Consider the following 23,065-nt stretch of genomic DNA (forward strand, 5'->3'; position numbering starts at 1 on the left):
AATCAGACGACAAGAAATAAAAAAATCGCCTTAGGAATTTCCAAAGGCGAAATATTATAACAAAATTAAATTGATTGCAGTTTTCTTGTTCTGTTGAAGATCCAGAAAATAATCGGGAAAATAAGCAGGGTAAGCACTGTAGCTGTAATCAGTCCTCCGATAATGACAATTGCGAGAGGTTTCTGAGACTCCGATCCGATTCCTGTAGACAAGGCAGCCGGCATAAGCCCGATGGAAGCCATCAATGCTGTCATAATGACAGGTCTTGTCCTGGATTTTACTCCATTTAATATAGCGGTATCGATATCCATTCCGTCTTTAACATTCTGGTGGAATTCTGTAATAAGGATTACCCCGTTCTGGATACAAATTCCCAGGAGAGCAATCATTCCTACTCCGGCAGAGATTCCAAAATTGATTCCGGTAACATGTAAAGCGATGATTCCTCCAATCAAAGCAAAAGGTACGTTCGCTAATACCAGAAGAGAATCTTTCATATTGCCGAACAGAATAAACAGCAGGAAGAAAATCATCAGAATACTCACCGGTACTACCTGCGCCAGTCTGTGTGAGGCACGCTGCTGGTTTTCAAACTGACCTGTCCATCCTATTGAATAACCGTCCGGAAGTTCAATCGTTTCTACTTTTTTCTGAGCATCCGCAATCGTACTTCCCAAATCCCGGTCACGGATGGAGAATTTAACCCCGATGTATCGCTTGATATTGTCTCTGTAAATAAATGCGGCTCCGTTATCTTTAACAATGGTGCTTATTTCTTTTAAAGGAATCTTTGCTCCATCCTGTGTAGGAACCATCAAAGCAGCAATGTCATTTTCATTGGTTCTGTATTCCTGAGAATACCGAAGACGGATCGGGAACTTTCTTTCCCCATCAAACATTTCAGAGGCAGTTTTTCCACCAAATGCCATTTCCAGCACAGCCTGAGCATCTGCGGGCATCACTCCATAAGCGGCCATTTTATCTCTGTCCAAAACCACGCTTACTTCCGGCTGGCCGATATTTTTAATAATTCCCGGATCCTTCACGCCTTGTACGTCTTTAATTTTAAGCAAAACTTCGTGGGCTAATTTGTCAAGGGTTTCCAGGTTATCACCATAGATTTTGATTCCGTTTTCAGCTTTAAAACCAGCCACTGCTTCTGCTACGTTATCGGAAATCGGCTGGGAGTAGTTGAAAGTAATTCCCTGATAACTTCTGAGTTTTTTGCCTATTTCATTGATCAGTTCGTCATAAGTAATCTTACGCTTCCATTCTTCTCTTGGCTTAAGGTTTACTGCAAACTGTACAAATCCGAATCCGTTGGGGTCGGTTCCATCATTACTTCTTCCCGTCTGGGCGAGCACATCTGTCACTTCGGAAAAGCTCATAATGTCCTTCTTTAAAAGATCAGCTGTTTTCAAAGATTCTTTTAATGAGGAGCTCATCGGCATTTCGGCTGTGATCCACAATGAACCTTCATTCAACTGGGGCAGGAATTCTGTTCCAAGGAATTTACCCGAAAACAAAGTAACAGCCAGAAAGGAAATCGCTACAATCATACTCATCTTCTTATGCCTGAACGTTAAATTAAAGCCTTTCAAAACGATTCTGTCCCAGAAGTTCACAAACGGATTATTTTTTTCTCTTACATTTTTATTCAAAAGGATATGCGAAAGAACAGGAACAAGAGTTAATGTAAATATCAATGCTCCCATTAATGCAAACCCTAATGTAAATGCCAACGGAGAAAACATTTTTCCTTCTACTTTCTGGAATGAGAAAATGGGAATCAAGGAAGTAATGATGATTAATTTTGAAAAGAAGATGGCTTTTCCCAGTCCTGTTCCGGTTTGCTTAATCCATCCTCCCTTGGCGAGTTTATTAAACTTCTCTGTCCCGTACTTATGCGCTTTATGATCCAGCATTACGAAAAGGCCTTCCACCATGACGACGGCTCCGTCTATGATAATCCCGAAGTCTACTGCTCCCAAAGAAAGCAGGTTCGCACTCATCCCTGCCAGTTTTAAACATAAAAAGGCAAACAATAAGGATAATGGGATAATGATGGAAACAATCAGCGTGGTTCTCCAGTCTGCCATAAAGATCAAAACAATAACCGTTACCAGTACAATACCTTCAATAAGGTTATGCATTACGGTATGAGTGGTAAAATCCATCAGATTGTCACGATCGTAGAAAGTCACCATTTTAACATCTTTCGGAAGTACTTTCTCATTAAGCTCTTTAATTTTAGCCTTCACACCAACTAAAACTTCTCTCGGGTTCTCCCCTTTTCTCATAACAACGATTCCTTCTACCGTATCATCATGATGATTAAGAGCGGCCTGCCCTACTCTGGGCATGGAACTTTCATGAACTTCTGCAACATTTTTTACCAAAACAGGGTTTCCACTGTCATTCTGAATGGTAATATTTCCAATATCTGCAACAGATTTTACCAAACCTATACCTCTTACCACATAAGCCTGACCATTTTTTTCAATGACATCTCCTCCTACGTTCAGGTTACTTTTGGTGACAGCATCATATACCTGAAGCGGCGTAAGGTTGTATTTATCCAATGCCCTCGGATCGATACTCAGTTCAAAAACTTTATCCTGTCCTCCGAAAACATTGATATCCGCAACGCCGGGAACTCCTCTTAAAGCACGGTCTATTACCCAATTCTGCAGGGTAAGCAGCGCCCGGGAATCTTTGGTTTTACTTTCGAGCGTATATCTGAAAATTTCACCGGTTGGCCCGTAGGGTGGCTGTACTTCGGGATCTACCTCATCAGGAAGGCTAATGGTTCTTAACTGGTTATTGACCTGATTTCTGGCAAAAGTATCGTCCACCCCGTCGTCAAACAGAATTTTAACAATAGAAAGCCCAAACATGGTGGTACTTCTCACACTTGTTTTCTTTTGAACCGGGCTCATCGCCAATTCAATGGGAGTCGTGACAAAACGCTCTACTTCTTCTGCACTACGCCCATTCCATTGGGTGATGATGACAATCTGAGTATTGGTTACATCCGGAAAAGCTTCAATAGGCATGTTTTTGAAACTTATAAAGCCGGAGATGGCTAAAATCGCTACCCAGATAAAGGTAAATGCTTTATTTTTTAATGAAAAAGCAATTATATTTTTTATGAATTTATTCATGATAGATACATTGATGACCTAAAAAAGCTGTTAAAGAAAAATGTCAGTATTCTTAATGGTTTAATAAGACTAGCTGTTCAATGAACGGTAGATCAGCAGCTGGTTGTTGGTAATTACTTCTTCTCCTTCTTTCAGACCGTCTGCAATATAGGTGACATCACCAACCTGCTTTAATACTTTGATTTCCCTGATCTTCACATCTGTCCTGGATTTAAAAATCACTACGAAGCTTTTATTATCATCAAAAATCACTGCTTTGGAAGGAACGGTAAGTGTAGAGTTGCTTTCCAGGCTGGTAACTTTTATCGTGGCTTTACTCTCTGGGATCAAAAGTCCGTTGGCATTGTCCAATACGACTCTTACCTGCATGGCATTGGTCTGCGGATCAATAATCTTGAAAATTTTATCAATTTTTCCATCAAAAACTTTGTCCGGATAAGATAGAGTAGATACCTGAGCTTTCATTCCAAGACTGATTTTATCAATATCAGATTCATTGACATTCATAATCGCCCATACATTGATGGTGTTGGCCACATCAAAAATATTATCACTTCTGTCACTTCTCAGCTGCATATCTTTATTGATACTTTTCTGAACAATATAACCGCTGATAGGTGCTACCACACTGTATATATTCCCGGTTTTTACATTATAAACCGTACTTACTGCTGCAGCTCTCTGTAACTGATCTTCGGCTTTTTGCAACTGGCTTTTAGCTTCCAGTACATCTCTTTCGGTATTCAGTTTTCCTTCATAGAGTTCTTTCGCGACACGAAGGTTATTTTTTGCCACTACCAGATCTGTTTTTGCATCACTAACATCCTTCTGAATTTCTGCAAGTTCAGTACTTCTGATGGTAGCTAAAACCTGTCCTTTTTTTACATAGTCGCCCAATTCTACATTGACGCTCATCACGTTTCCTCCAACTAATGGGTAAACATCTATGTAACTGTTTTTGTCTGCGGAGATTTTTCCGTAAAAACTGTATTCGTCTTCTATATTTCTTTTTTCAACCTTTGCCAGGGAAATAGAGTTCAGCATTGTATTGCTGAGTTCAAATCCTTTTTTGGTGTGAATATTTTTCTCTTCCTCTTTTTTTGAACAGGCTATTAATGAAATAACCATCAATACGGGAATAATATATGTTTTCATGATTTTAATAGAAGATTTTCGTTTGTACTAGTTGATTAAGCTGTTCTGCAGACTGCATGATCTCATTTTTCATATCGTAGATCTGAAGGGCTGTTTCCCTGTAGCTGTCCATAAAGTCTGTGAATTCAATCAGGTTAACATTTCCCTTTCTGAAATTGTTCAGCATTCCGTTATAAACAAGCTCCATATTCTGAAGATCCGTCGTTTTCACATCCTGCAGCTGATCATATTGTGCTTTCCAGGTTTTGTAGGCAGACTGGACTTTAGTTTCCAGAGTCAGCTTTTGAAAGTCTGCATTTTTCTGGTTTTGTTGAATCGCATAATTTGCTTTTATCACATTCCCCTGGTTGGCTTTCCATAGCGGCAAAGGAATTCCCAAGGTTAGATTCGCTTCGTTATTAAAAGTTCCTCCCGCCTGATCCCATGCAGCTCCTACTGTAACATCAGGGACATTCAGTGATTTCTGCCATTGTGCATACAGCTTACTGTTATCAATAAGCTTTAGATTATACCGGTAATCTGCATTATTTTCCAAGGCTTTACCTTTCAACTCTTCTTCATTACCGAAAGGCTGTGCTGCCAAAGCTTCTTTAGCTTCGGTTTCGGACATCGTTGGCTCTATTTCTTCTGAAACTCCTGTCAGAACTTTCAGATTCTGTTCAAAATCAAGAATATTTTTGTTGATCTCCAGCTTATCATGATTGAGTTGTATAACTATGCTCTGTAATCTGACAGCATCTTTAAGAGAAACATTTCCTTTGGAAGACTGTACACGGTAAGCATCTAAGAGATCATTCATATATCCCAGCTGCCTGTTGGTGTTTTCCAGTTTTAGTTTTTCATAATAAAGATTGAAATAAGCAGAACGAAGCTGATATCGTAAATCTACCAGCAATTGGGAAAACTGAAGCTGGGCCAGTTCTTTATTGGACCTGGCAAAAGCAATTTCATTTTTCTTTTTGCCACCCATATAAATTAATTGAGTAATACCTGCTCCCTTAGAATGTCCTACATCAAAAAACTTTTTGTCCTGCGGATTGTAAGCATTGAACTGTCCGCTTAATTGAGGTAATTCCCAGATTTTAGCCTGCAGAATATCCGCATCAGCCATATTGATATTGTACTGTTCGGCGAGCAGCTGGAGGTTGTTCTTCTGAAACGCTTCTTCGCATTCCAAAAGAGACATCTGCTGTTGTGCCGCCATGAATGAGGAAACGGCGAGGCACAGCACTGCAATTCTGTTCATTATTTTTATTTTTAAATCACAAAATTGCTTTGATGCGATTAAAAGAAACTTAAATGACGCTTAAAAAAATATTAAAATAGGCTTGAGCAGGCCGTTTATCCAATAAATCACCGGATAAAACAAGTGAATTTTTCTCTAATTATTGAATTTTTGTTAAAAAAACCAATCGCAGGTTTAACAAAAAACAACTGTTTTATATCAGTTGTTTTTCATTTATTTTTTAAAACTTAGGGTAAACTTATTGATGAAATCTGCTGGTGAAGAATATACAATATCTGCATCATGATATTCCAGAATCCTTTTGACAATTCTAAGACCTAATCCTGACCCCGCTATATTCTGTGCATTATTTCCTCTCGTGAAAGCTTCAAACAGTTTAGCCTGCTCATCTTCAGAAATAGTATTACCATGAGAAATAACTTCGATGGAAAGATTATCATTGGTTTCAGTAATCAGGACCTTCACCTCCGTATTGTCCGAATACACAGCAGCATTTTTAAACAGGTTGATAAAGACAATCACTAATAATGACTGAATTCCCTTGATGGTTAAGAATGCATTTTCAAAACTATTTTCATTGATCAGAAAATCCAGTTTCAGCTGTGGATAACTTTTCTCTACAGCTTCAAAAGCTTCAAAAATAACTTCATCAATTCTTACTTCCTCATAAATACTCTGGATATTTTCTTTATCAAATTTTGTCAGCAGCAAAAGCGAGTTGGTCAGATCGGACAGTTGATATACATCTCTCTGGATTTGCTTTAAAGATGATAATGTCTCCGGAGAATGTTCTTCAAACTTAATCAGGTTTTCCAGTTGAAAGGCCATTCTTGTTATTGGGGTTCTGATCTCATGCGAAGCACTGGCAGTAAAATCTTTTTGGGACTGAAATACATCATCCAGCCTTCCAATCATTGTATTAAAAGATTTTGCCAGAACGCTTACTTCATCATTTGACTGTTCTACCGGGATCTGTGTGGTGAGTTTATGGGCAGTAACTTCAGAAATTTCTTTGTTCAGATCTTCCAAAGGACGGAGGAACTTTTCCACAAAATAATAGCTGAAGAAACCAATAAGCATAGTACTCATCACATACGCTGTAATCAAAAGATATTTAAGATATCCCAATTTGGATTTTCCATTGGTATCAAATGCACTTGTAAGGATATAATAATTTTCACCATTGATATTCCTGAGCGCGGCGTAAATTTCCGGGACGGTTTTTTCCGTATAGATAATCTTCTTTTTGTCCAGCTCTTTAAGCATGGCACTGTCCCAAATGACATTCCTGTCTTTAATCGTGCTGTAGATGAGTTCTTTTTTTTCGTTGAAAATTAAAATCTTTTCATTCAAAAGGATATTATCTGAATTTTCATTGAAAAAAACTGGTGCTTCTTCTTCAAAGTCTTTGGATTTTGAAATGAAATGGGAAGTAAATTCAAGCCTCTGCCTGAATCTTTCTTTAAATTCATCTCTTCTGAAATCATTAAAAGATAAATAAATGACCGCCATCACCATCCCAAAAAGTAGTGAGAAGGCGATACTGATCGTTAGGGCTATCTTTCTTTTTAAAGACATTTATAATGGACTTAGGTAGTATCCGAAACCTGAACGGGTGTGGATCAGTTTTATTTTAAAATCTTTATCAATCTTTTTCCTCAGAAAATTGATATAAACTTCTACGGTATTGGTATTCGTATTAAAATTATGTTCCCATACATGTTCTGTAATCTGTTGTTTGGAAACCGTTCTTCCCTGCGCTTCCGCAAGATAAACCAACAGCTGGAATTCTTTTAATGTAAGTGTTATTTCATTTCCTCCACGATAGACCTTCTGTTCTGTTTTATTGATAATAAGATCGTCAACTCTTAGAATATCCTGATCTGCATTATCAGAAGGTGCCTTTCTTCTCAACAGCGAATTGATTCTTAAAAGAAGTTCTTCAAACTGAAAAGGTTTTACCAGATAATCATCGGCCAGTCTTGTGAAAGCATCTTTTTTATCAGAGATATCCCCATAAGCAGAGATGATAATGATGGGTGTATTTTTGTCAAAAGAGCGGATCGTCTGGCAGACATCAAGTCCATTTATCTTAGGAACATTAATATCAAGTAAATACAGATCATAACTACTGTTTTTTATCTGGCGGAGAAAAGTTTCCCCGTCATAGATTTTATCACAATTAAAATTATTTGATTCTAAAAATCTGCACAACTCTGCAGACAGAATGAGATCATCTTCCAGTAAAAGAATATTCATCAAAAATTTATTTTACACGAATTTAACGAAAATTTTCAGGAGTTTAAAAAGTATAAATAAAAATACAAGTTTCAGGGTTGGTTATTAATTAAATTGAATAAAAAACCAAACTGACAGTGTCTTACCTGAAAAATTGATAAGATCAGTACAATCATAAGGCTTATAAAAAATTCTTTGTTTAGCGTTATTTTACTCTCTTCCAGTTTTCGGATAGGCAAAATAGATGTTAAAAATAATAACAACATCATAAAGTGTATATGAAGCCATCTTCCCCAATCTAGGGCAATAATAAATAATGGGATTGTGATGATACAACATAATGTGAATCCTAATAAAATCTTTTTACTGCTTGGTGTTTTAATACTTATATAATAAGCAAATACCGCAAAAATTATAACAAAACTGATTCCGTATAAGCCATAGTCCGAAATCTTCGATATAATCTGAGCTACGATATCGAAATTCTCATCCCATGTAAAAATATTATCACCTGATAAGAGTACACCTCTTTGTTCCAATATCTGCAAAGATTTTCCATTATTAATTTTTGACCCTATAAAAGAGAAAAGAAACATTGGTATAATACAGACTGTTAAATATATTAAACTTCGTTTCAGCTTATGTTTAACATCAAAATAAAACAATGAGAATATAAAATAAGGTATATAAAAAATGATTATTTCATGGAAGAATGAAAACAAAAATATAAACCCAATAATTAAGACTTCTGTTTTTTTCCGATAAGTATTACTGCTTATATAATAAATAAAAGCACTATACACCGTAATAAAAATAATTTCTTTTCTACCTATAATATTTATATCATAATAGTAAAATAAAAAAGTAAGAGGTGTAAAAATTAAAGTTAAATATAAAGGTGATAGCTTCTTTTTATAAAGAAGTAGTATAAAATAAATGGAAAATATGATATATATAGAAAACTGAATAAAGTAAACTATCCTGTATAAAGGAATATTTGTAATGTCATGAAGCCAAATAAACAAAGTTCCCCCTAATCCTCTTCTTTTAAATCCACCGTCCTGATAATTAATAAGCCAATCTGCATAGCTCCATCCATTGTTATATTTATCGAAAAAATGTAAATTTTTATTTATATGCTTTAAAAGCATAAGAAATAATAAAACAAGAATTGTTTTATAGTTTAAAATATAAACCAGAAAGGTTTTGTTTTTTTTTCACGGAATTGTGCTTTATACTTTTTATATTTAAATATAAAAAAATTAGAGCCAACTACGGGACTTGAACCCGTGACCTCTTCCTTACCAAGGAAGCACTCTACCGCTGAGCTAAGTCGGCATCAACTAAAAAAATCACACTAAGTAGCGTGATTTTCGTTGAGCGGAAGACGGGGGTCGAACCCGCGACATTCAGCTTGGAAGGCTGACGCTCTACCAACTGAGCTACTTCCGCAATTTTGTTTCCAAAATTATTGGTAAACGCTGTGCAAAACTAAGAAAACTTATTTAATCTTGCAAGTTTTTTTATAATATAAAATGTGGGGAGAGCAGGATTCGAACCTACGAAGCCGAAGCAACTGAGTTACAGTCAGTCCCATTTAGCCACTCTGGAATCTCCCCAGATATTTTATATTAAAATGGAGCCTCCAGAGGGATTCGAACCCACGACCCCGAGATTACAAATCACGTGCTCTGGCCAACTGAGCTATGGAGGCATTTTAATAAAGGACTGAAACTGATCGAGAAACTCTACTCTACACATTCCAGTGTTAAAAAAATCACTCTTAATGGTGTGATTCTATTGAGCGGAAGACGGGGGTCGAACCCGCGACATTCAGCTTGGAAGGCTGACGCTCTACCAACTGAGCTACTTCCGCAATTTTGTTTCCAAAACTATTGGTAAACGCTGTGCAAAACTAAGAAAACTTATTTAATCTTGCAAGTTTTTTTTTATAAAAATATAAAGTGGGGAGAGCAGGATTCGAACCTACGAAGCCGAAGCAACTGAGTTACAGTCAGTCCCATTTAGCCACTCTGGAATCTCCCCAAAAGTTTATATTTTAGAGCCTCCAGAGGGATTCGAACCCACGACCCCGAGATTACAAATCACGTGCTCTGGCCAACTGAGCTATGGAGGCAAATATAAAAAAGAATTCAAAAGATCGCTGTTCCTTTTTTGCGAGTGCAAATATAGAACGGATTTTTTGAATTCTCAAATTTTTTATAAACTTTTTTTAACTTTTTTTTCTACGCCATTTCTTTTTTCTTGATTAATAGCTTTTTAGCAGTATCAACGCAAAGGTCCAGACTTTCTTCAAAACTTGTAGTGGTCTTCTTTACTACGATATCGTCTCCCGGAACCGCTAAAATAATCTCGGCAGTCTTATTGGCTTTATCCGAATTATTTTCAACTTTCAAGAACACCTTACACTCCTGAATTTTGTCATAGAAGGTATCCAATTTACTTACTTTTTTGTCGATGTGTGATTCTAGTGGTTCGTGTGGAGTTAAACCAATTGATTGTACTGAAATCTTCATAATTCTTCTTTTTTTGATGCTCGAGGGTGAGCCTGATTAAACACTTTTTTCAATTGTTCAATATTAGCATTCGTATAGACTTGAGTACTGGCAAGGCTGGAATGCCCTAATATTTTTTTCACTTTGGAGATCTCCGCCCCATTATCCAATACGTGGGTAGCAAAGCTATGCCGAAGGATGTGAGGACTTTTTTTTTCTTTCGTTGTTACAAGACTAAGGTACTTATTAACTACCACATAAACAAATTTTTCATTGAGTTTTTTCCCTTTCTTATTGACGAAAAAATATGATTTAAATTCTGTCTGCGGATTTCTTATTTCCAGATAACTTTTCAGAAGTTCAGACAATTCATTGGAAACGGGAATTACCCTTTCTTTATTCCCTTTTCCTATTACTTTTAATTCATTTCCATATAAGTCAACATTCTCAAATATCAGGCCACAAAGTTCCGCTTTACGCATTCCCGTCTGATAAAGAACCTCCATAATGCACTTTTCAAGCACGTCATGTACCTGTTCAAAAACTCTTTCATTGAGATCTGTCATTTCCTCTTTAGACATAGGAATCTGTTTTTCAGCATAAAACTTCAGGGAAGAAATTCCTTCAACGGGAGAAACTGTAATTTCACCTATTTTTAAAAGAAAAAGATAAAAACTGCGGAGAGAAGATAATTTTCTATTGATACTTCTTTTCGAAATGTCATTTTCACTCAGTTCGACAATAAAATTCCGGATAATTTTCTTGTCTGCCTTGGCTAAATTGTCAGAAGATTCTGTTCGGAGAAAGAAATGGGAAAAGTCTTCAAGGTCTTTTTGGTAGCTTGTGATGGTATGAGGAGAATATCTTTTTTCGAATTGTAAGTATTCTAAAAACTTTTCCAGCATCATAGGGTATAAAAATAAAAATTCACTCCTCAAATATAAGAATTTAAGAAGTGAATTAATATATGGTTAAGAAAAAATCTTAAGCCTGCTCTTCTTTGCTAAGCGCTCTTTGTTTGTAAGCCGCTTTTAGTCTAGCTTGTCTCAAAGTTACAGAAGGCTTAATAAACTGTTGTCTAGATCTTAATTGACGAACAGTTCCTGTTTTATCAAATTTTCTCTTGTATTTTTTTAAAGCTCTGTCGATGGATTCACCATCTTTTACTGGAATTATTAACATATTTTACATCTCATTTTGGATGGCAAAAGTAGACATTTTTTATCAGAACACAAAATATATTGCCATAAACAATCACTAATCCACCCTATGACTGTTAAAAAAACCCGTATTAAAGCCTGTTAGCAAACAATAATATTTTTATCCACAATCACTGGATATTCAATTCTTACTACCTTCAGGTTACTCATTTTATTTCCTAATTTCTATTAAAACCATCGATATTAATGAAATGTAAACAAAAAGCACTATCTTTGCATTAACTTTATTCATGGGGTTGACTGGTTTCGACAGCAAGACCAATGGGTAAGTAAGCATGCAGAGAACCGTAGCGCGATCTCTATAATCCCTTGCTACAAAATTTTAACTGGCAACGAAGAGTTCGCTCTTGCAGCTTAATATCGAAGTATAGTAGATCAAGCGTTTTCCCGAAGATTTTAGTAGGGAAGCAAGATATTCCACAAATGCTCTGTTCTGCGGCGTTTGATCCTGGGATATAGGAATGCAGAAATAAGGCTTTAGAAGCTTTGGCTAAAGCTCGAAAATTTCAGAAGATAAGCTGGTCGTTGGGTGTCTATCCTCTGCTTCCAGTCGAAAACCAATGGTAGAATAAGCATGTAGAAAGCTTATGTATTGCTTGTTTGGACGAGGGTTCGAATCCCTCCAACTCCACTTTTTAAACTAAAGAGAATTTGTAAATTATTGATTTTTAAATAATTACATTTTCTCTTTTTTGTTTTTGTACCCAAAGTTGTACCCAAATTTTTGAAAAATGCTTTTTTTGAATCTGTTTGAATTTAATTAAACTTATTTGAACTTTAAGAGTTACAACTGAGTTTATTATAATGCAAATATACTAAGATCTGAAATAATGTCCGTTACTTTCAAAATAATCATACATCAAACTTCTTGCTGTAGCTTCCCAATCAATATAAATATAATTTGGTAAGCTTTCAGGAATGCTTTCTTCTAACATATATTGTGCAAATGTTTCATCGTCTGAATATTCACCTATATAATAGTTTACTATACCTTCATAAACACTTTGAAAATCCATTTTTCCGATACAATTTACATAAGCCTCAAATATTTCAATATTATAGCCAGAATCATTTATTTGCTCTACTATCTCAAATATCTCATTTGATAAATAACTTTCTCCGATTAATCCTAACTTTTCAAAGAAAGAACAGTTTTCATAATCTTGGAACATAAACTCAGAATCGTGTTCGTCTTTGTGTAATTCTTTCATTTCGTCTAATAGTTCGTCATAATTTGAATAATCCGAAAGATTGAGCCATTTGCCGTAAAGGCTTCCGTTGTTGTACTTTGCATAGGTTCCTACATAGATACTGCAAGAATCAAGACAATTTTGTAAATTTGTCATGTTGATAAGTTTTAGATGAGTTAAAATTTATTGACCTGCCTATTGTGTTCGTAGCACTTTAGGCATTTTTTATATATTATTGTGAGAATCTATGCAGAAAAAAGAACTTGAAACAGTTCTTTGATATATTAATAAAGTCAATATTCATGCCAATTGACAGAGATTTTAACTTTAAAATAAAAGTTTTTAAAATATTTTTAAACCCAAACCGCAACAAATAAAAACTGTCAAAAAAAATATGCAGTTTGAAGAGTATCACCAGTACAAAAGAGTAAGTGGAAAATAAAAACAGCTCCGCAAAAACCAAATAAAATAAAATCTACTTTTGAGAAAACGTTTGACAGTTGGTGGGGGCTACCCAAAAAGGAACTTCGGAGGGGTACTGATTAGAGGTAGTAGGTCATGTCCGTACACTCACTATATTTCTTGGTGTTAAATTGTCGTAAATTCTACTATAAAGAGCATTTGATTTTTTGAAAGAGATTTGGTGGGGGTATTTTTGTGGATGAGGACTCACCATTACATTTTTTCACTCAAATAATTTATAAATGAATCTAACATTGAAATAAATTATTACTCAACAATCTAAAAAAGTCAATAGGTCTAGTCACAAAGCTTTCTTTCTATATATTTGACAAAATTATTAACCAAATGAAAAAAAATAAAGAATCCAATAAGGAAAGTGGAAATTTCATAGTGTTTATAGCTATTTCCTCTTTAGTTCTAATCTTAACAATGGGTATGACAATAACAAATAACTATCGTTTTGATTTAGTTGTACATTAAAAATATTTCTTTTGAGTTCAAATAAATTAATAATCATAAGTAGTAACTTAGCATATAGAGAATTAATTGCTCGCATATTTTAATATTTATCTATAAAAATAAATACTTAATTCAATAAATTTCTCTATAAAAGGAAATATTTATATTTACAATTAAAATAATCAATTTAGAATTTCAATACATTGTGTGAGTAGGATCACAACTAACATTTAGATAAGTAAGTAAGTTGTTACATTTTGTTCATATCTTTGCAGATTAAGCTATTTAATAACTAAAAAGTTAGAAATAGAATTTTAGATGAAAAAGGAATTTTAAAATCCGATAAAGTGAACAAGAGTATTAAAAATATTAAACAAAATTTAAAGGCTATAAGTTCAGAAACACTAAATGGTGAAAACTATTCTAGGAATGACTTTGCTAGAAGCATACTGAATTATCCTGCTATGATGGTTCCATCTGTTCAAGAACCAATTATAGAAAGGCTTTCAGAAGCTTTAAATAAGAATGTTTCTTTATTAGATCCTTTTATGGGAGCCTCAAATACTCTTGTTACAGGAATGAAATATGGCATGAATGTATTTGGGCAAGATATAAACCCCTTATCCATTTTGTTAAGTCAAGTTAAAACAACTTTTTACCAGGCTGAAGAACTTATAGATGCCGCTGAAAGCCTTATTAATACAATTGGTTCTGACGCTTCAACAAGTGTTGAAGTTTCATTTATTAATATTGATAAATGGTTTACAAAAGACATCCAAATAGAACTGTCAAAAATATATAGAGCAATCCACAATGAACCTTCCTTGAAAATAAGAAAATTCTTTTGGGTAGCATTAGCTGAAACAATTCGACTAACTAGTAATGACAGAACATCTACATTTAAGATGCATATGCGACCAATAGAAGAAATTAGCTCACGCCAAATTTCTGCATTAAAGACCTTTACTTCCATCACGAAAAAAAATATAAAAAACATAATTGATTATATTTCAGTCTTGGTAAGTAATGGACATATAAAGAAAAATAAATATGCTAAAAATGCTGATGTAATTTGGGGAGATACTAATATTGGAATTAAAACAAAAAAGACTTTTAATTTGTTAGTTACTTCGCCACCCTATGGAGATAATCAAACGACTGTTACTTATGGTCAATTTTCTTATCTACCTCTACAATGGATACCAATTGGAGACATTGATAACTCAATTGAAATTAATTATTTACAAACTGCCCAATCAATTGATAATAAAAGTTTAGGCGGTCAAATTAAAGAGAATCTAAAAGATATTGAAGAAGTAGTTTTTAAAAAGTCCAAAACACTTAAAAAATTTATAAATCAATTTGACAATAATGAACGAAAAAAAGCTGAAAAAGTTACTCGATTTATTTATGACTTAGATAATAGTATTGATAAGATGCTTCCAAAAATGAGAAAGGATTCTTTTTTAGTATGGACAATTGGAAACAGAAATGTCAATAAACAAGTTGTTCAAAACGATCTTATTCTTAAAGAGTTATTTGCTTCGAAAGGTATTGATTTATTTACAGATTTAGAAAGAGAAATTTTAAGTAAAAGAATGCCTGGAAGAAACAACTTCTCAAATATGATGAGTAAAGAAAAAATTATAATTTTCAAAAAGACTAATTAATGGCTAAGAAAGAATACCATTTTGACATAACGCCCCACATTGTAAAGCAGCTAGGGGAACAGTTAGTTCCAGATGAAGTTACAGCTCTTTTAGAATTAATAAAAAACTCATATGATGCAGACGCTTCTTATGTTTCTATTGAAATAAATACTTCTGGTCAATATTTGAAAGAATCTTTATCTTATCCAAACCACAAAGGATTTATTATTGTAGAAGATGATGGTTTTGGCATGAGCGAAGAAACTATACTGAAGTCATGGCTAGTAATTTCTTATTCTGCTAAGAGAGATTTTAAGGCAAAAGGAAAACATACTCCTCAAGGTAGAACTCCACTAGGAGATAAAGGTTTAGGTAGACTCAGTACACAGAGATTAGCAAATATTTGTGAGATCTATACAAATGAAAATATAAATATAGGTACCCATCTTGCTTTCAATTGGAAAGATTTCGAAACGGAAGAACGTCTTAGTAAGGTAAATATTTATGCAAATAACTTTACCCCTAAAAAACCTCACGGTACAAAACTTATTTTAAGTAATATTAATTTTCCCGATGTTTGGCAAGGTGACAGTTTAGATAGATTTAAGGGACAAGTTTCACAACTTATCTCACCATATAAAGAAAACAGACCCTTTGAAGTTTATTTATCAATAAACGGAATCAATGTAGATCTAGAAAAATCGAACGAAGAAATTAGAGATTTGGCAATCTCACGATTTACGTTTGAATTTGATGGAGAATTTTTATCAATTAAAGGAAAAACTAAATTATCTAAATTCAAAGGGAATACGCTCGAGAGAAAAGACGATTTTAATAATTTTATGATTCTAGATAATGGTAAAAAATTTAGTGAATATCTATTATCAAAATATGACGATATCGTATTATCAGATGAGGAAAAATATTATTTGAAAATTGAACATTGTTATTCTTTTAAGACAGATATACCTAAATTAGACACGATCATTGAACTTGACGATAATGAAGAAAAAATCGTAAAGGCAAACCCTGGTAAATTTGAAGGTTTAATCGATGAGTTCAACTTTGATGAATTAGCTAAAAATGAGACTGATACAAATGATATTTTTGGTCAAAGATCAAATTATAAAATATTTACTCAGAATCAAGTTGGAATAAAAATTTTCCGTAATGGATTTGCTGTTTTACCCTATGGAATTAATGGTCAAGATTGGTTAAGGTTGTCAGAATCCCAGACAAAAACTTCATTTTATGACATTAGACCTTCGAATGTTATTGGTTATTTTGCAATTGATGAAGAGAAAAATAAATATTTAAAAGAAAAAACAGATAGACAAGGTTTCATATCAAACCCTTATTCAAACAATTTTTTTCTATTGGCAAACTTTATAAAAGACCAGATTAATATCTATCATAGAAAAATACGCAGAAGCTATGATGATTTTTTAAGAGAATATAAAATTGAAAATAATGGAATTAAGACAGTCAATCAATCATTTCAAGAGCTTACTAGCATAAGTAAATCAACAGATGAAATAATTATTGACACTGAAGATGCTAAAATAGTTTTAGATAATACAGTTCAAGAACATGCAATAATAGTAGATGAGGTTGAGAATAACCCCATTTTTTCCAGTGATGAAAATAAAGAAGATTATAAAAGAGCAAAAATTCTATTAGAGAAACTAAAAAAAATCCAGGACGTATTTAATAAATTACAAAATATTGTTAATAAAACAAAGAAATTAAATGAAGTCATTGATATTCTTGAACCTAAAATAAAGATACTAGAAGAACAATTAGACAACTTTTCAGAATTAGCAAGTTTAGGGTTAGCAACTGAATCCGTTAGTCATGAATTTGCTTCTATTTCAGACAAACTTGCAGAGAAGGCATCCTTTTATACTAGTAAATTACAGAGTAATAAAATAACCAATTCTGACATTTATGTTTTAATGGAATACATAAATTCCACAGTAAATGGTTTAAAAATTCAACTAAAACACCTTGACCCTGCTTTAAAATATAATAGAGAGAGAAAAGATACTATTTTATTATCTCATCTATTTAACGAAGAAAAAGAATATTATGCCAATAGATTTGCCAAAAACAGTATTGAACTTCAAATTGATTCTATTGTTGATTTTAAAGTAAAAGTAAATAGAGGTAAACTTATTCAGATAATAGATAACCTTCTAAATAATTCAGAATTTTGGTTAATTGAGAAAAAGCTTGATAACCCCGATTTTAATCCAGTAATTAATGTTAAAATTGAAAAACCTTGGATTTATATTTCTGATAATGGGAACGGTGTAACTCCCGCAATAGAAAATCAAATTTTTGAGCCTTTTGTAACTACAAAATCTAAAGGAAGAGGGCGTGGTTTGGGTCTATTTATTGTTCAACAACTCCTTGATTCTTCTGGGTGTACAATTGCATTAGAGCCAGAGAAAAATGAATTAAAAAGAAAATATATTTTTGCTATTAACCTTTCAAATATCATCGAAAACTAATGACCCAGAAAACTACAAATAACGGTGAGGAATTAACATTGACTCAAGCTAATGATAATTTAGTTAGTGAATTGAGAAACAAAGCAATAGAAACTACAGTTGATTTATTAGATATTGAAAATATTGCTCATATTATATATATAGATGATAAATTTGATATTGAAGGTCAAAAAGAAGTTTATAAAGCATATTTAACAGAGTTAAAAAATACTGAAAACCCTATTACTGGCGATAAATTTAAAAGTATTGATTGGTCAACACCAACACCAAGGTTTGAAATTCTAATACTAAAACTTTGGGAAGAAACGGAAAACAAGTCAGAATTGTTACTTGAAGTTTGCAATCATATTAAAAAAGATGACAATGCTAATATTACACCCCCTTTAGAAATTAAAGATTACTATAAAGACAGAATTAAATTAATGACTCCTGATGAATGGATACAAAATAAATATCAAGTAATAAAAGAGCTTGAAGAAAATAAAAAAGCATTGTGTCTATTTGATTTTGAATTTCAAAGTGGTAACAAGCTTACAGAAGGTCGCAATGGTGTACAACTCGCCAAATCACTTATTGATGAAAAAGATTACACTGAAAAAATTGTGTGTGGCATCTTCTCCCATAAATTCACTGAAGAACAAGAAGATGAGTTCAGAGAAAAATATTCTGAAGACTATCAAATTGAAATTGAAAAATTCTATACTATATCAAAAAGAAGATTTGCTCTTGATCCACAAATCATTGGTTTTGCCGAAGGAATAAAAAACTTATTATTACTTCCATATGTTGAACAGTTAAAAAAAGAATCTTTAAAAGTATTAGAAAAATCTAACACAAAAGCTGGACAGCGCATACAAAAAATAACACCAAAAACTTTTAATCAAATTATTCAGAAATCATCTCTAAAAGAAGGAGTATGGGAGATAAGTACTCTTTTTAGGTTATATGGCATATTATCAAAAGAAGAAAATTATAATATGATTACTGATAGCTCTGTAAGACAGAAATTTAATGGATCAATTAAAAAAATAAGAGAAATAGATTCGAGAGATACTGGGTATAGCTCAACAATACCTAATCTACAACTTATAGAACTGAGAAATAGCGAACTTTATTTATCGGGGGATATTATTAATAAATTACATTTACCATTAACAAATGGTGACATTTTTGAAATTAAAGGCAAAGAATATATATTGTTAGTTCAGCCTTGCAATCTGGCACTTAGAGCAGAAAATAGTAATTGCGGAAAAAGAGATTATAATTATGATGTAGGAATGCTAATTCCCTTAAAAGAAATCGCAAAAGACAAATTGAATATTACATCAGAAGAAATTAAAACAGCTGAAAATTCAGATAAATTTTATGCCGCATATTTTCCAGGTTTTCAAATTGTATCATTAAATATACTTGATTTAGCAGTTTTTAATATCGAAGGCAAAACTGCAATCAACTTCAATGAATCCGAATTGATTAATGATTTAATTCATTTTCCATGGTTGAAAAGATATGAATATATTTATAAGAATTTACTAGTTTATGAAACGAAAATTCTAGAATTCAAAACAGTCAAAGATAGTCTTACACAGTCCATTAACAAAAAAAGAGGAGAACTACAGAATGCCTCTCAACAAGAAAAAGGTGTTTTAAAAACGGAAATAGATAGTTTACAAAGGCATTTAAATAATACTGAAAAAAACATCTATGAAATAGCTGATTTGACGAAACTAGGAATTAAATCTTTTGGATTATATAATGAAACAGAAAGAGTTCTAGATATGAGTTTAAAAAGAGTAAGACACTATAAATCTCCTTATTCAGATGATTTATTGCAGAAATTCATGCTGTACTTATCGAGAAATGCGTTTGATCATGATTTTACAAATAATTAATGGTAAAGAAAAAAAAGCATCATTACATACCTCGGTTTTATTTAAAAAGATTTTCCATTAATAATGGGGGTAAGTTTTTAGGGCTATACAATCTCAATAATAAAAAATTTATACCTAATGCTGCATTGAAAAATCAAGCTTATGGAAATTTTCTATATGGAGAAGATGATGAAATAGAAAATGCTTTAGCTCACATTGAAGGTAACGTTGCAAAAATGTTTTATTACTGGACAGAGGAAAAAGTATTAATTCCTCCTCCAATTGAAAGCAATGGATTTAAATTGATAAAAAGATTCATGTTGTATCAAGCCTTTCGAACTCCAAATTCTGGTGAAAATATAATGGAAAGTTTAAACAAAGGACTAAAAGCTTTTGTTAAAGAATTTAAGCCAGAATTATGGGAAAGCCTAAAAGATGCAACTTTACAACATGAAAATCCTGTATTACTTGGATTATTACATTCCATCGAACATGAGAAGCTATTAGATTATCTTGATTTTAGATTTATAGTTAATCTTTCTTTACTTCCATTTATTACATCTGATTCTCCTATTATTTTTTATAATCAATTGATGGAACAGGCTGGCAATTATATTGGAGCTACAGGTTTAGTCGCAAAAGGCTTACAAATTTTCTATCCAATTCATCCTAGACTTATGATTTGTTTATATGATCCAGAGGTATATGATCTAGGAGATGATGTTAATTGTTGTTCAACAGAATGTATTGCTACAATACATCAGTTAAATGGATTACAGTTTATTAATTGTGAGTCTCAAATTTATTTTAATAATTTTATCTCTGAAGAATATACCCATGAACTTTCTAATAATTTTCAAGAATATAGGGGAACTAAAAGAAATATCAACGAAATAATCAACCAAAATAACAAAAAATTTTTCTTCATTAGTTCGGAAGATATACAAATTGGTTTGCAATTAGACTTTCTGAACATAAAGGTTAACCTAAATGATTTTAAAAATGGAATTAATCCTCTAAGACATCCATCATTTAGTATTAGATAAATTGTATTCAGAAATTATTTATATTATCGATTTATAAAGCTATACTTTGTGTCAGTTCTTATTCATTTTATTATAATCGTAAAAAACGTAACCTGTATCATGAAAACTGTCAAAAAAAATCCCTAAAATATTGTTTTGAATGATTATGGTAGAAATATAACGGATTTAATTTGTAAGTTCTTTAAAGTAGTTTTCAACTAATTCACGCAATTTCTTTAAATCATCTTCAAAACTAGAGACTTCATAATTAGTTTTTAACTCTTCAATTCGTTTTTTTATTTCACTTGTTTCGTTTTCTGGTTCATTATATATTGTTTGAGGTTCATTACTCATATAATACTCCTCAATACTTGAAAGGGTATCTAATTCTTTATTACATAATTCTTGAATTTTCTTGAATTTTGAATGTACTACTCCTATTTGTTTTATAATTTCTTCAGTTAATAAAATTTTATTTCGGTGAAAATAATCCATGTTTGATTTGAAGATAATATTCAAATTATTTATGTTACTCTTTAATGAAGCATGTGTCAAATATTTAGGATTAAGTAATTCATAAAAGCTAAAGTGCCAATCTACTACATTATTATACATATTTTTTAAACATTCAATCTGCATTTGAGAATGTTTACTGAATTTTATTTCACTTCTTTTTAAATCATTTTTAAAAGTTTCTATTTTCTTACTCAAACAATAATTGGAAATGAATTGAATTATAATTGTTATTAATGTGTATATAATTAATAAACCTATCATTAATTCATTATTATCCTTAAAGCTTGCTTGTATTTGCTCAGTAATAATTTTATCCATTTTCTATAAATTGTATTTATTTCTGCAATCTCGTATCTTCATATTTTGATCGTTCAGTTTTTAGAGATACCAGCCAATCCAAATACATTTCTTCTGGCATACTGCGGTAGCCTATTTTGTGAATATGGCTATATTCTTTATTCATCATATCAAACAATTCTTTAGCCTTTGGATTGTTTAATGTTGTAGCCTGAATATCTTTTGTGTTCTGTTCTTTCATCAGCTTTTGAAACTGCTTTGTATGGGTTTCAGCCTGTAATAGTAAAGCATTAGCTAAATAAGGGTGTATTTGTATTGCTCTCTCAGCACATTTCAAAGCAAAACTTCCGTCATTATTGGGAAAATTTCTGTTGTAAGCAGTGGCTAAATCAACCAATAGCAATGAAAGACTTTCTTTATTGTTCAGGGCTTTCATAAATACACCATTTTTAATGGCATCCAAATGAATGAATCCAGAAGCCGACAACCATGCATCAATCGGGAAAATACCACTGGTAAGCTCTGTATTATACCAACCGAGTGATTTAATGTTATGTTTGATGTAAACATGGTTTGGAGCAAGTCCTAAATTAGCATCAACTCCCAATTCTTCTGCCAAAATCTTGTATAGATATGGCATTGAGTTACAGTTGCCTTTTTGGGTGTCTAATAATTTTGATACAAACAAGTTAGACAGTTCTTTATGTCCGAATACGTCTTCAAAATCATATGTGAAAGGCTTGTATTTAATGGTATCTTTTCCGAAAATAACAGGTGTAGATTGGCACATTACCGTATAAATAGCAGCATACTTATTTACTTTGGCTTCATCCTTATCAGTATAAGTTAGTTTTCTATTTTTCAACAAAAGATTACAGAAATGTTTTAAGAACTTAATCTTATTGTTCAACTCGACTGTATCATATTTTCCCTGATAGTAAGCATTTTCAACAGCAAAAACCCCTTCTTTGAAACTATATTTCTGCTTATCATTAAGCATATTATCTATGGTTTGGTAAGCATCAGAATAGAATTGGTTTTCTTGAGCTTTTGAAAAAATCCCGATAAAAAAAATACTGATTAATATTATTTTATGCATGATACAGAATTAAGATTTTTTATTAAATGGGAAGAGTTTTCTCTTATAAAGTCGAAAAGGGATTTCCAAAAAAATAATATATCCAGCAAAATAAAAAGAAAGATTCATAATAGGATTGACTATCCAATATTTATTAACAATATTATTACGGATATAAGATGATAATTCTAACCCTAAAAATATGTCATAATATATTTTTTCAGCCATTTTCTCCGACATAAACATTGGAGAAAAATTTAAAATACATATTGCTACAGCATACAACAACAATATTACAGAAAAAATGCTTTTTTCTATTAGCAAAGAAATGATTAAAATAATTGCTATTATATTAGTAATATCAATAAAAAATTTATCAATAGATATATTTACATAGCTATGGGCAATAAACTGTAAAAAAAGTAATATAATAAATAAATACCTGATAAATTTAAAAATTTTCATA

The 23,065-nt window shown here is 32.4% G+C and carries 17 protein-coding genes, 7 tRNA genes and 1 other RNA gene; 5 read left to right on the top strand and 20 right to left on the bottom strand.

The window, feature by feature from the left end:
• Nucleotides 1–65: 65 nt before the first annotated feature.
• The 16 genes from DEU40_RS01605 to rpsU all read right to left on the bottom strand — a co-directional run bounded on the left by DEU40_RS01605 (nt 66) and on the right by rpsU (nt 11,501).
• Nucleotides 66–3,164, bottom strand: coding sequence for an efflux RND transporter permease subunit (locus DEU40_RS01605; protein ID WP_110008223.1), 3,099 nt, complete (start codon nt 3,162–3,164; stop codon nt 66–68).
• Between the two features lie 69 nt (nt 3,165–3,233).
• The gene (locus DEU40_RS01610) at nt 3,234–4,319 is read right to left on the bottom strand and encodes an efflux RND transporter periplasmic adaptor subunit (protein ID WP_110008224.1); all 1,086 of its coding nucleotides are present in this window, start codon (nt 4,317–4,319) and stop codon (nt 3,234–3,236) included.
• A 4-nt stretch (nt 4,320–4,323) separates the two neighbouring features.
• Nucleotides 4,324–5,565, bottom strand: coding sequence for a TolC family protein (locus DEU40_RS01615; protein ID WP_110008225.1), 1,242 nt, complete (start codon nt 5,563–5,565; stop codon nt 4,324–4,326).
• A gap of 213 nt (nt 5,566–5,778) precedes the next feature.
• Nucleotides 5,779–7,143, bottom strand: a complete 1,365-nt coding sequence (locus tag DEU40_RS01620) for an ATP-binding protein (protein ID WP_110008226.1) — start codon at nt 7,141–7,143, stop codon at nt 5,779–5,781.
• Nucleotides 7,144–7,824, bottom strand: a complete 681-nt coding sequence (locus DEU40_RS01625; RefSeq protein WP_110008227.1) for a response regulator transcription factor — start codon at nt 7,822–7,824, stop codon at nt 7,144–7,146. It lies immediately after the preceding gene.
• A 71-nt stretch (nt 7,825–7,895) separates the two neighbouring features.
• Nucleotides 7,896–8,954, bottom strand: coding sequence for a hypothetical protein (locus DEU40_RS01630; RefSeq protein WP_110008228.1), 1,059 nt, complete (start codon nt 8,952–8,954; stop codon nt 7,896–7,898).
• 115 nt (nt 8,955–9,069) lie between these two features.
• A tRNA-Thr gene (locus DEU40_RS01635) sits at nt 9,070–9,141 on the bottom strand.
• Nucleotides 9,142–9,182: 41 nt separating this feature from the next.
• A tRNA-Gly gene (locus DEU40_RS01640) sits at nt 9,183–9,255 on the bottom strand.
• 86 nt (nt 9,256–9,341) lie between these two features.
• Nucleotides 9,342–9,422, bottom strand: a tRNA-Tyr gene (locus DEU40_RS01645).
• 18 nt (nt 9,423–9,440) lie between these two features.
• A tRNA-Thr gene (locus DEU40_RS01650) sits at nt 9,441–9,517 on the bottom strand.
• Nucleotides 9,518–9,606: 89 nt separating this feature from the next.
• A tRNA-Gly gene (locus DEU40_RS01655) sits at nt 9,607–9,679 on the bottom strand.
• An 89-nt stretch (nt 9,680–9,768) separates the two neighbouring features.
• Nucleotides 9,769–9,849 (bottom strand) — tRNA-Tyr (locus tag DEU40_RS01660).
• Nucleotides 9,850–9,866: 17 nt separating this feature from the next.
• Nucleotides 9,867–9,940, bottom strand: a tRNA-Thr gene (locus DEU40_RS01665).
• Between the two features lie 109 nt (nt 9,941–10,049).
• Entirely contained in the window at nt 10,050–10,340 is a 291-nt protein-coding gene (locus tag DEU40_RS01670) for an HPF/RaiA family ribosome-associated protein (RefSeq protein ID WP_002976393.1), read from the bottom strand.
• Nucleotides 10,337–11,224, bottom strand: a complete 888-nt coding sequence (locus DEU40_RS01675; RefSeq protein ID WP_110008229.1) for a tyrosine-type recombinase/integrase — start codon at nt 11,222–11,224, stop codon at nt 10,337–10,339. The genes DEU40_RS01670 and DEU40_RS01675 overlap by 4 nt, the downstream gene beginning before the upstream one ends.
• Before the next feature lie 79 nt (nt 11,225–11,303).
• Complete coding sequence (gene rpsU, locus DEU40_RS01680) at nt 11,304–11,501, bottom strand: 30S ribosomal protein S21 (RefSeq protein WP_034693154.1); 198 nt, start codon at nt 11,499–11,501, stop codon at nt 11,304–11,306.
• Between the two features lie 270 nt (nt 11,502–11,771).
• On the opposite strand from rpsU, the gene ssrA reads away from it, so the two are divergent.
• Nucleotides 11,772–12,173, top strand: a transfer-messenger RNA (tmRNA) gene (ssrA, locus tag DEU40_RS01685).
• 181 nt (nt 12,174–12,354) lie between these two features.
• Here the strand turns inward: ssrA and DEU40_RS01690 are convergent.
• Nucleotides 12,355–12,885, bottom strand: coding sequence for an antirestriction protein ArdA (locus tag DEU40_RS01690; protein WP_062702406.1), 531 nt, complete (start codon nt 12,883–12,885; stop codon nt 12,355–12,357).
• Nucleotides 12,886–13,997: 1,112 nt separating this feature from the next.
• Between DEU40_RS01690 and DEU40_RS01695 the strand changes: the two genes are divergently transcribed.
• The 4 genes from DEU40_RS01695 to DEU40_RS01710 are packed head-to-tail and all read left to right on the top strand — an operon-like array spanning nt 13,998 to nt 20,729.
• Nucleotides 13,998–15,320: a hypothetical protein gene (locus tag DEU40_RS01695; RefSeq protein WP_110008230.1), complete on the top strand. Its 1,323-nt coding sequence runs from the start codon at nt 13,998–14,000 to the stop codon at nt 15,318–15,320.
• Nucleotides 15,320–17,812: a sensor histidine kinase gene (locus tag DEU40_RS01700; RefSeq protein WP_110008231.1), complete on the top strand. Its 2,493-nt coding sequence runs from the start codon at nt 15,320–15,322 to the stop codon at nt 17,810–17,812. Before DEU40_RS01695 ends, DEU40_RS01700 begins: the two co-directional genes overlap by 1 nt.
• Nucleotides 17,812–19,704, top strand: a complete 1,893-nt coding sequence (locus tag DEU40_RS01705; protein ID WP_110008232.1) for a hypothetical protein — start codon at nt 17,812–17,814, stop codon at nt 19,702–19,704. Before DEU40_RS01700 ends, DEU40_RS01705 begins: the two co-directional genes overlap by 1 nt.
• Nucleotides 19,704–20,729 carry a DUF4238 domain-containing protein gene (locus DEU40_RS01710; protein ID WP_110008233.1) on the top strand — a complete coding sequence of 342 codons (1,026 nt, stop codon included), beginning with the start codon at nt 19,704–19,706 and terminating at the stop codon, nt 20,727–20,729. The genes DEU40_RS01705 and DEU40_RS01710 overlap by 1 nt, the downstream gene beginning before the upstream one ends.
• A gap of 165 nt (nt 20,730–20,894) precedes the next feature.
• Here the strand turns inward: DEU40_RS01710 and DEU40_RS01715 are convergent, their stop codons facing one another.
• Genes DEU40_RS01715 through DEU40_RS01725 form a run of 3 tightly spaced genes read right to left on the bottom strand, consistent with a single transcriptional unit; the run spans nt 20,895 to nt 23,064 of the window.
• Nucleotides 20,895–21,542, bottom strand: coding sequence for a hypothetical protein (locus DEU40_RS01715; protein ID WP_110008234.1), 648 nt, complete (start codon nt 21,540–21,542; stop codon nt 20,895–20,897).
• A 16-nt stretch (nt 21,543–21,558) separates the two neighbouring features.
• Nucleotides 21,559–22,620 carry a hypothetical protein gene (locus DEU40_RS01720; RefSeq protein ID WP_110008235.1) on the bottom strand — a complete coding sequence of 354 codons (1,062 nt, stop codon included), beginning with the start codon at nt 22,618–22,620 and terminating at the stop codon, nt 21,559–21,561.
• 9 nt (nt 22,621–22,629) lie between these two features.
• Entirely contained in the window at nt 22,630–23,064 is a 435-nt protein-coding gene (locus DEU40_RS01725; RefSeq protein ID WP_110008236.1) for a hypothetical protein, read from the bottom strand.
• Nucleotide 23,065 lies beyond the last annotated feature (1 nt).

This window comes from Chryseobacterium sp. AG844 (assembly GCF_003182335.1).
Classification (GTDB): Bacteria; Bacteroidota; Bacteroidia; order Flavobacteriales; family Weeksellaceae; genus Chryseobacterium; species Chryseobacterium cupriresistens.

Bases quoted from the DNA above. Each gene is read 5' to 3' on its own strand.
- DEU40_RS01700 (WP_110008231.1), top strand. From the start codon at position 15,320: ATGGCTAAGAAAGAATACCATTTTGACATAACGCCCCACATTGTAAAG.
- DEU40_RS01620 (WP_110008226.1), bottom strand. From the start codon at position 7,143: ATGTCTTTAAAAAGAAAGATAGCCCTAACGATCAGTATCGCCTTCTCA.
- DEU40_RS01605 (WP_110008223.1), bottom strand. From the start codon at position 3,164: ATGAATAAATTCATAAAAAATATAATTGCTTTTTCATTAAAAAATAAA.
- DEU40_RS01705 (WP_110008232.1), top strand. From the start codon at position 17,812: ATGACCCAGAAAACTACAAATAACGGTGAGGAATTAACATTGACTCAA.
- DEU40_RS01725 (WP_110008236.1), bottom strand. From the start codon at position 23,064: ATGAAAATTTTTAAATTTATCAGGTATTTATTTATTATATTACTTTTT.
- DEU40_RS01670 (WP_002976393.1), bottom strand. From the start codon at position 10,340: ATGAAGATTTCAGTACAATCAATTGGTTTAACTCCACACGAACCACTA.
- DEU40_RS01715 (WP_110008234.1), bottom strand. From the start codon at position 21,542: ATGGATAAAATTATTACTGAGCAAATACAAGCAAGCTTTAAGGATAAT.
- DEU40_RS01615 (WP_110008225.1), bottom strand. From the start codon at position 5,565: ATGAACAGAATTGCAGTGCTGTGCCTCGCCGTTTCCTCATTCATGGCG.
- DEU40_RS01610 (WP_110008224.1), bottom strand. From the start codon at position 4,319: ATGAAAACATATATTATTCCCGTATTGATGGTTATTTCATTAATAGCC.
- DEU40_RS01675 (WP_110008229.1), bottom strand. From the start codon at position 11,224: ATGCTGGAAAAGTTTTTAGAATACTTACAATTCGAAAAAAGATATTCT.
- DEU40_RS01630 (WP_110008228.1), bottom strand. From the start codon at position 8,954: ATGCTTTTAAAGCATATAAATAAAAATTTACATTTTTTCGATAAATAT.
- DEU40_RS01710 (WP_110008233.1), top strand. From the start codon at position 19,704: ATGGTAAAGAAAAAAAAGCATCATTACATACCTCGGTTTTATTTAAAA.
- rpsU (WP_034693154.1), bottom strand. From the start codon at position 11,501: ATGTTAATAATTCCAGTAAAAGATGGTGAATCCATCGACAGAGCTTTA.
- DEU40_RS01625 (WP_110008227.1), bottom strand. From the start codon at position 7,824: ATGAATATTCTTTTACTGGAAGATGATCTCATTCTGTCTGCAGAGTTG.
- DEU40_RS01690 (WP_062702406.1), bottom strand. From the start codon at position 12,885: ATGACAAATTTACAAAATTGTCTTGATTCTTGCAGTATCTATGTAGGA.
- DEU40_RS01720 (WP_110008235.1), bottom strand. From the start codon at position 22,620: ATGCATAAAATAATATTAATCAGTATTTTTTTTATCGGGATTTTTTCA.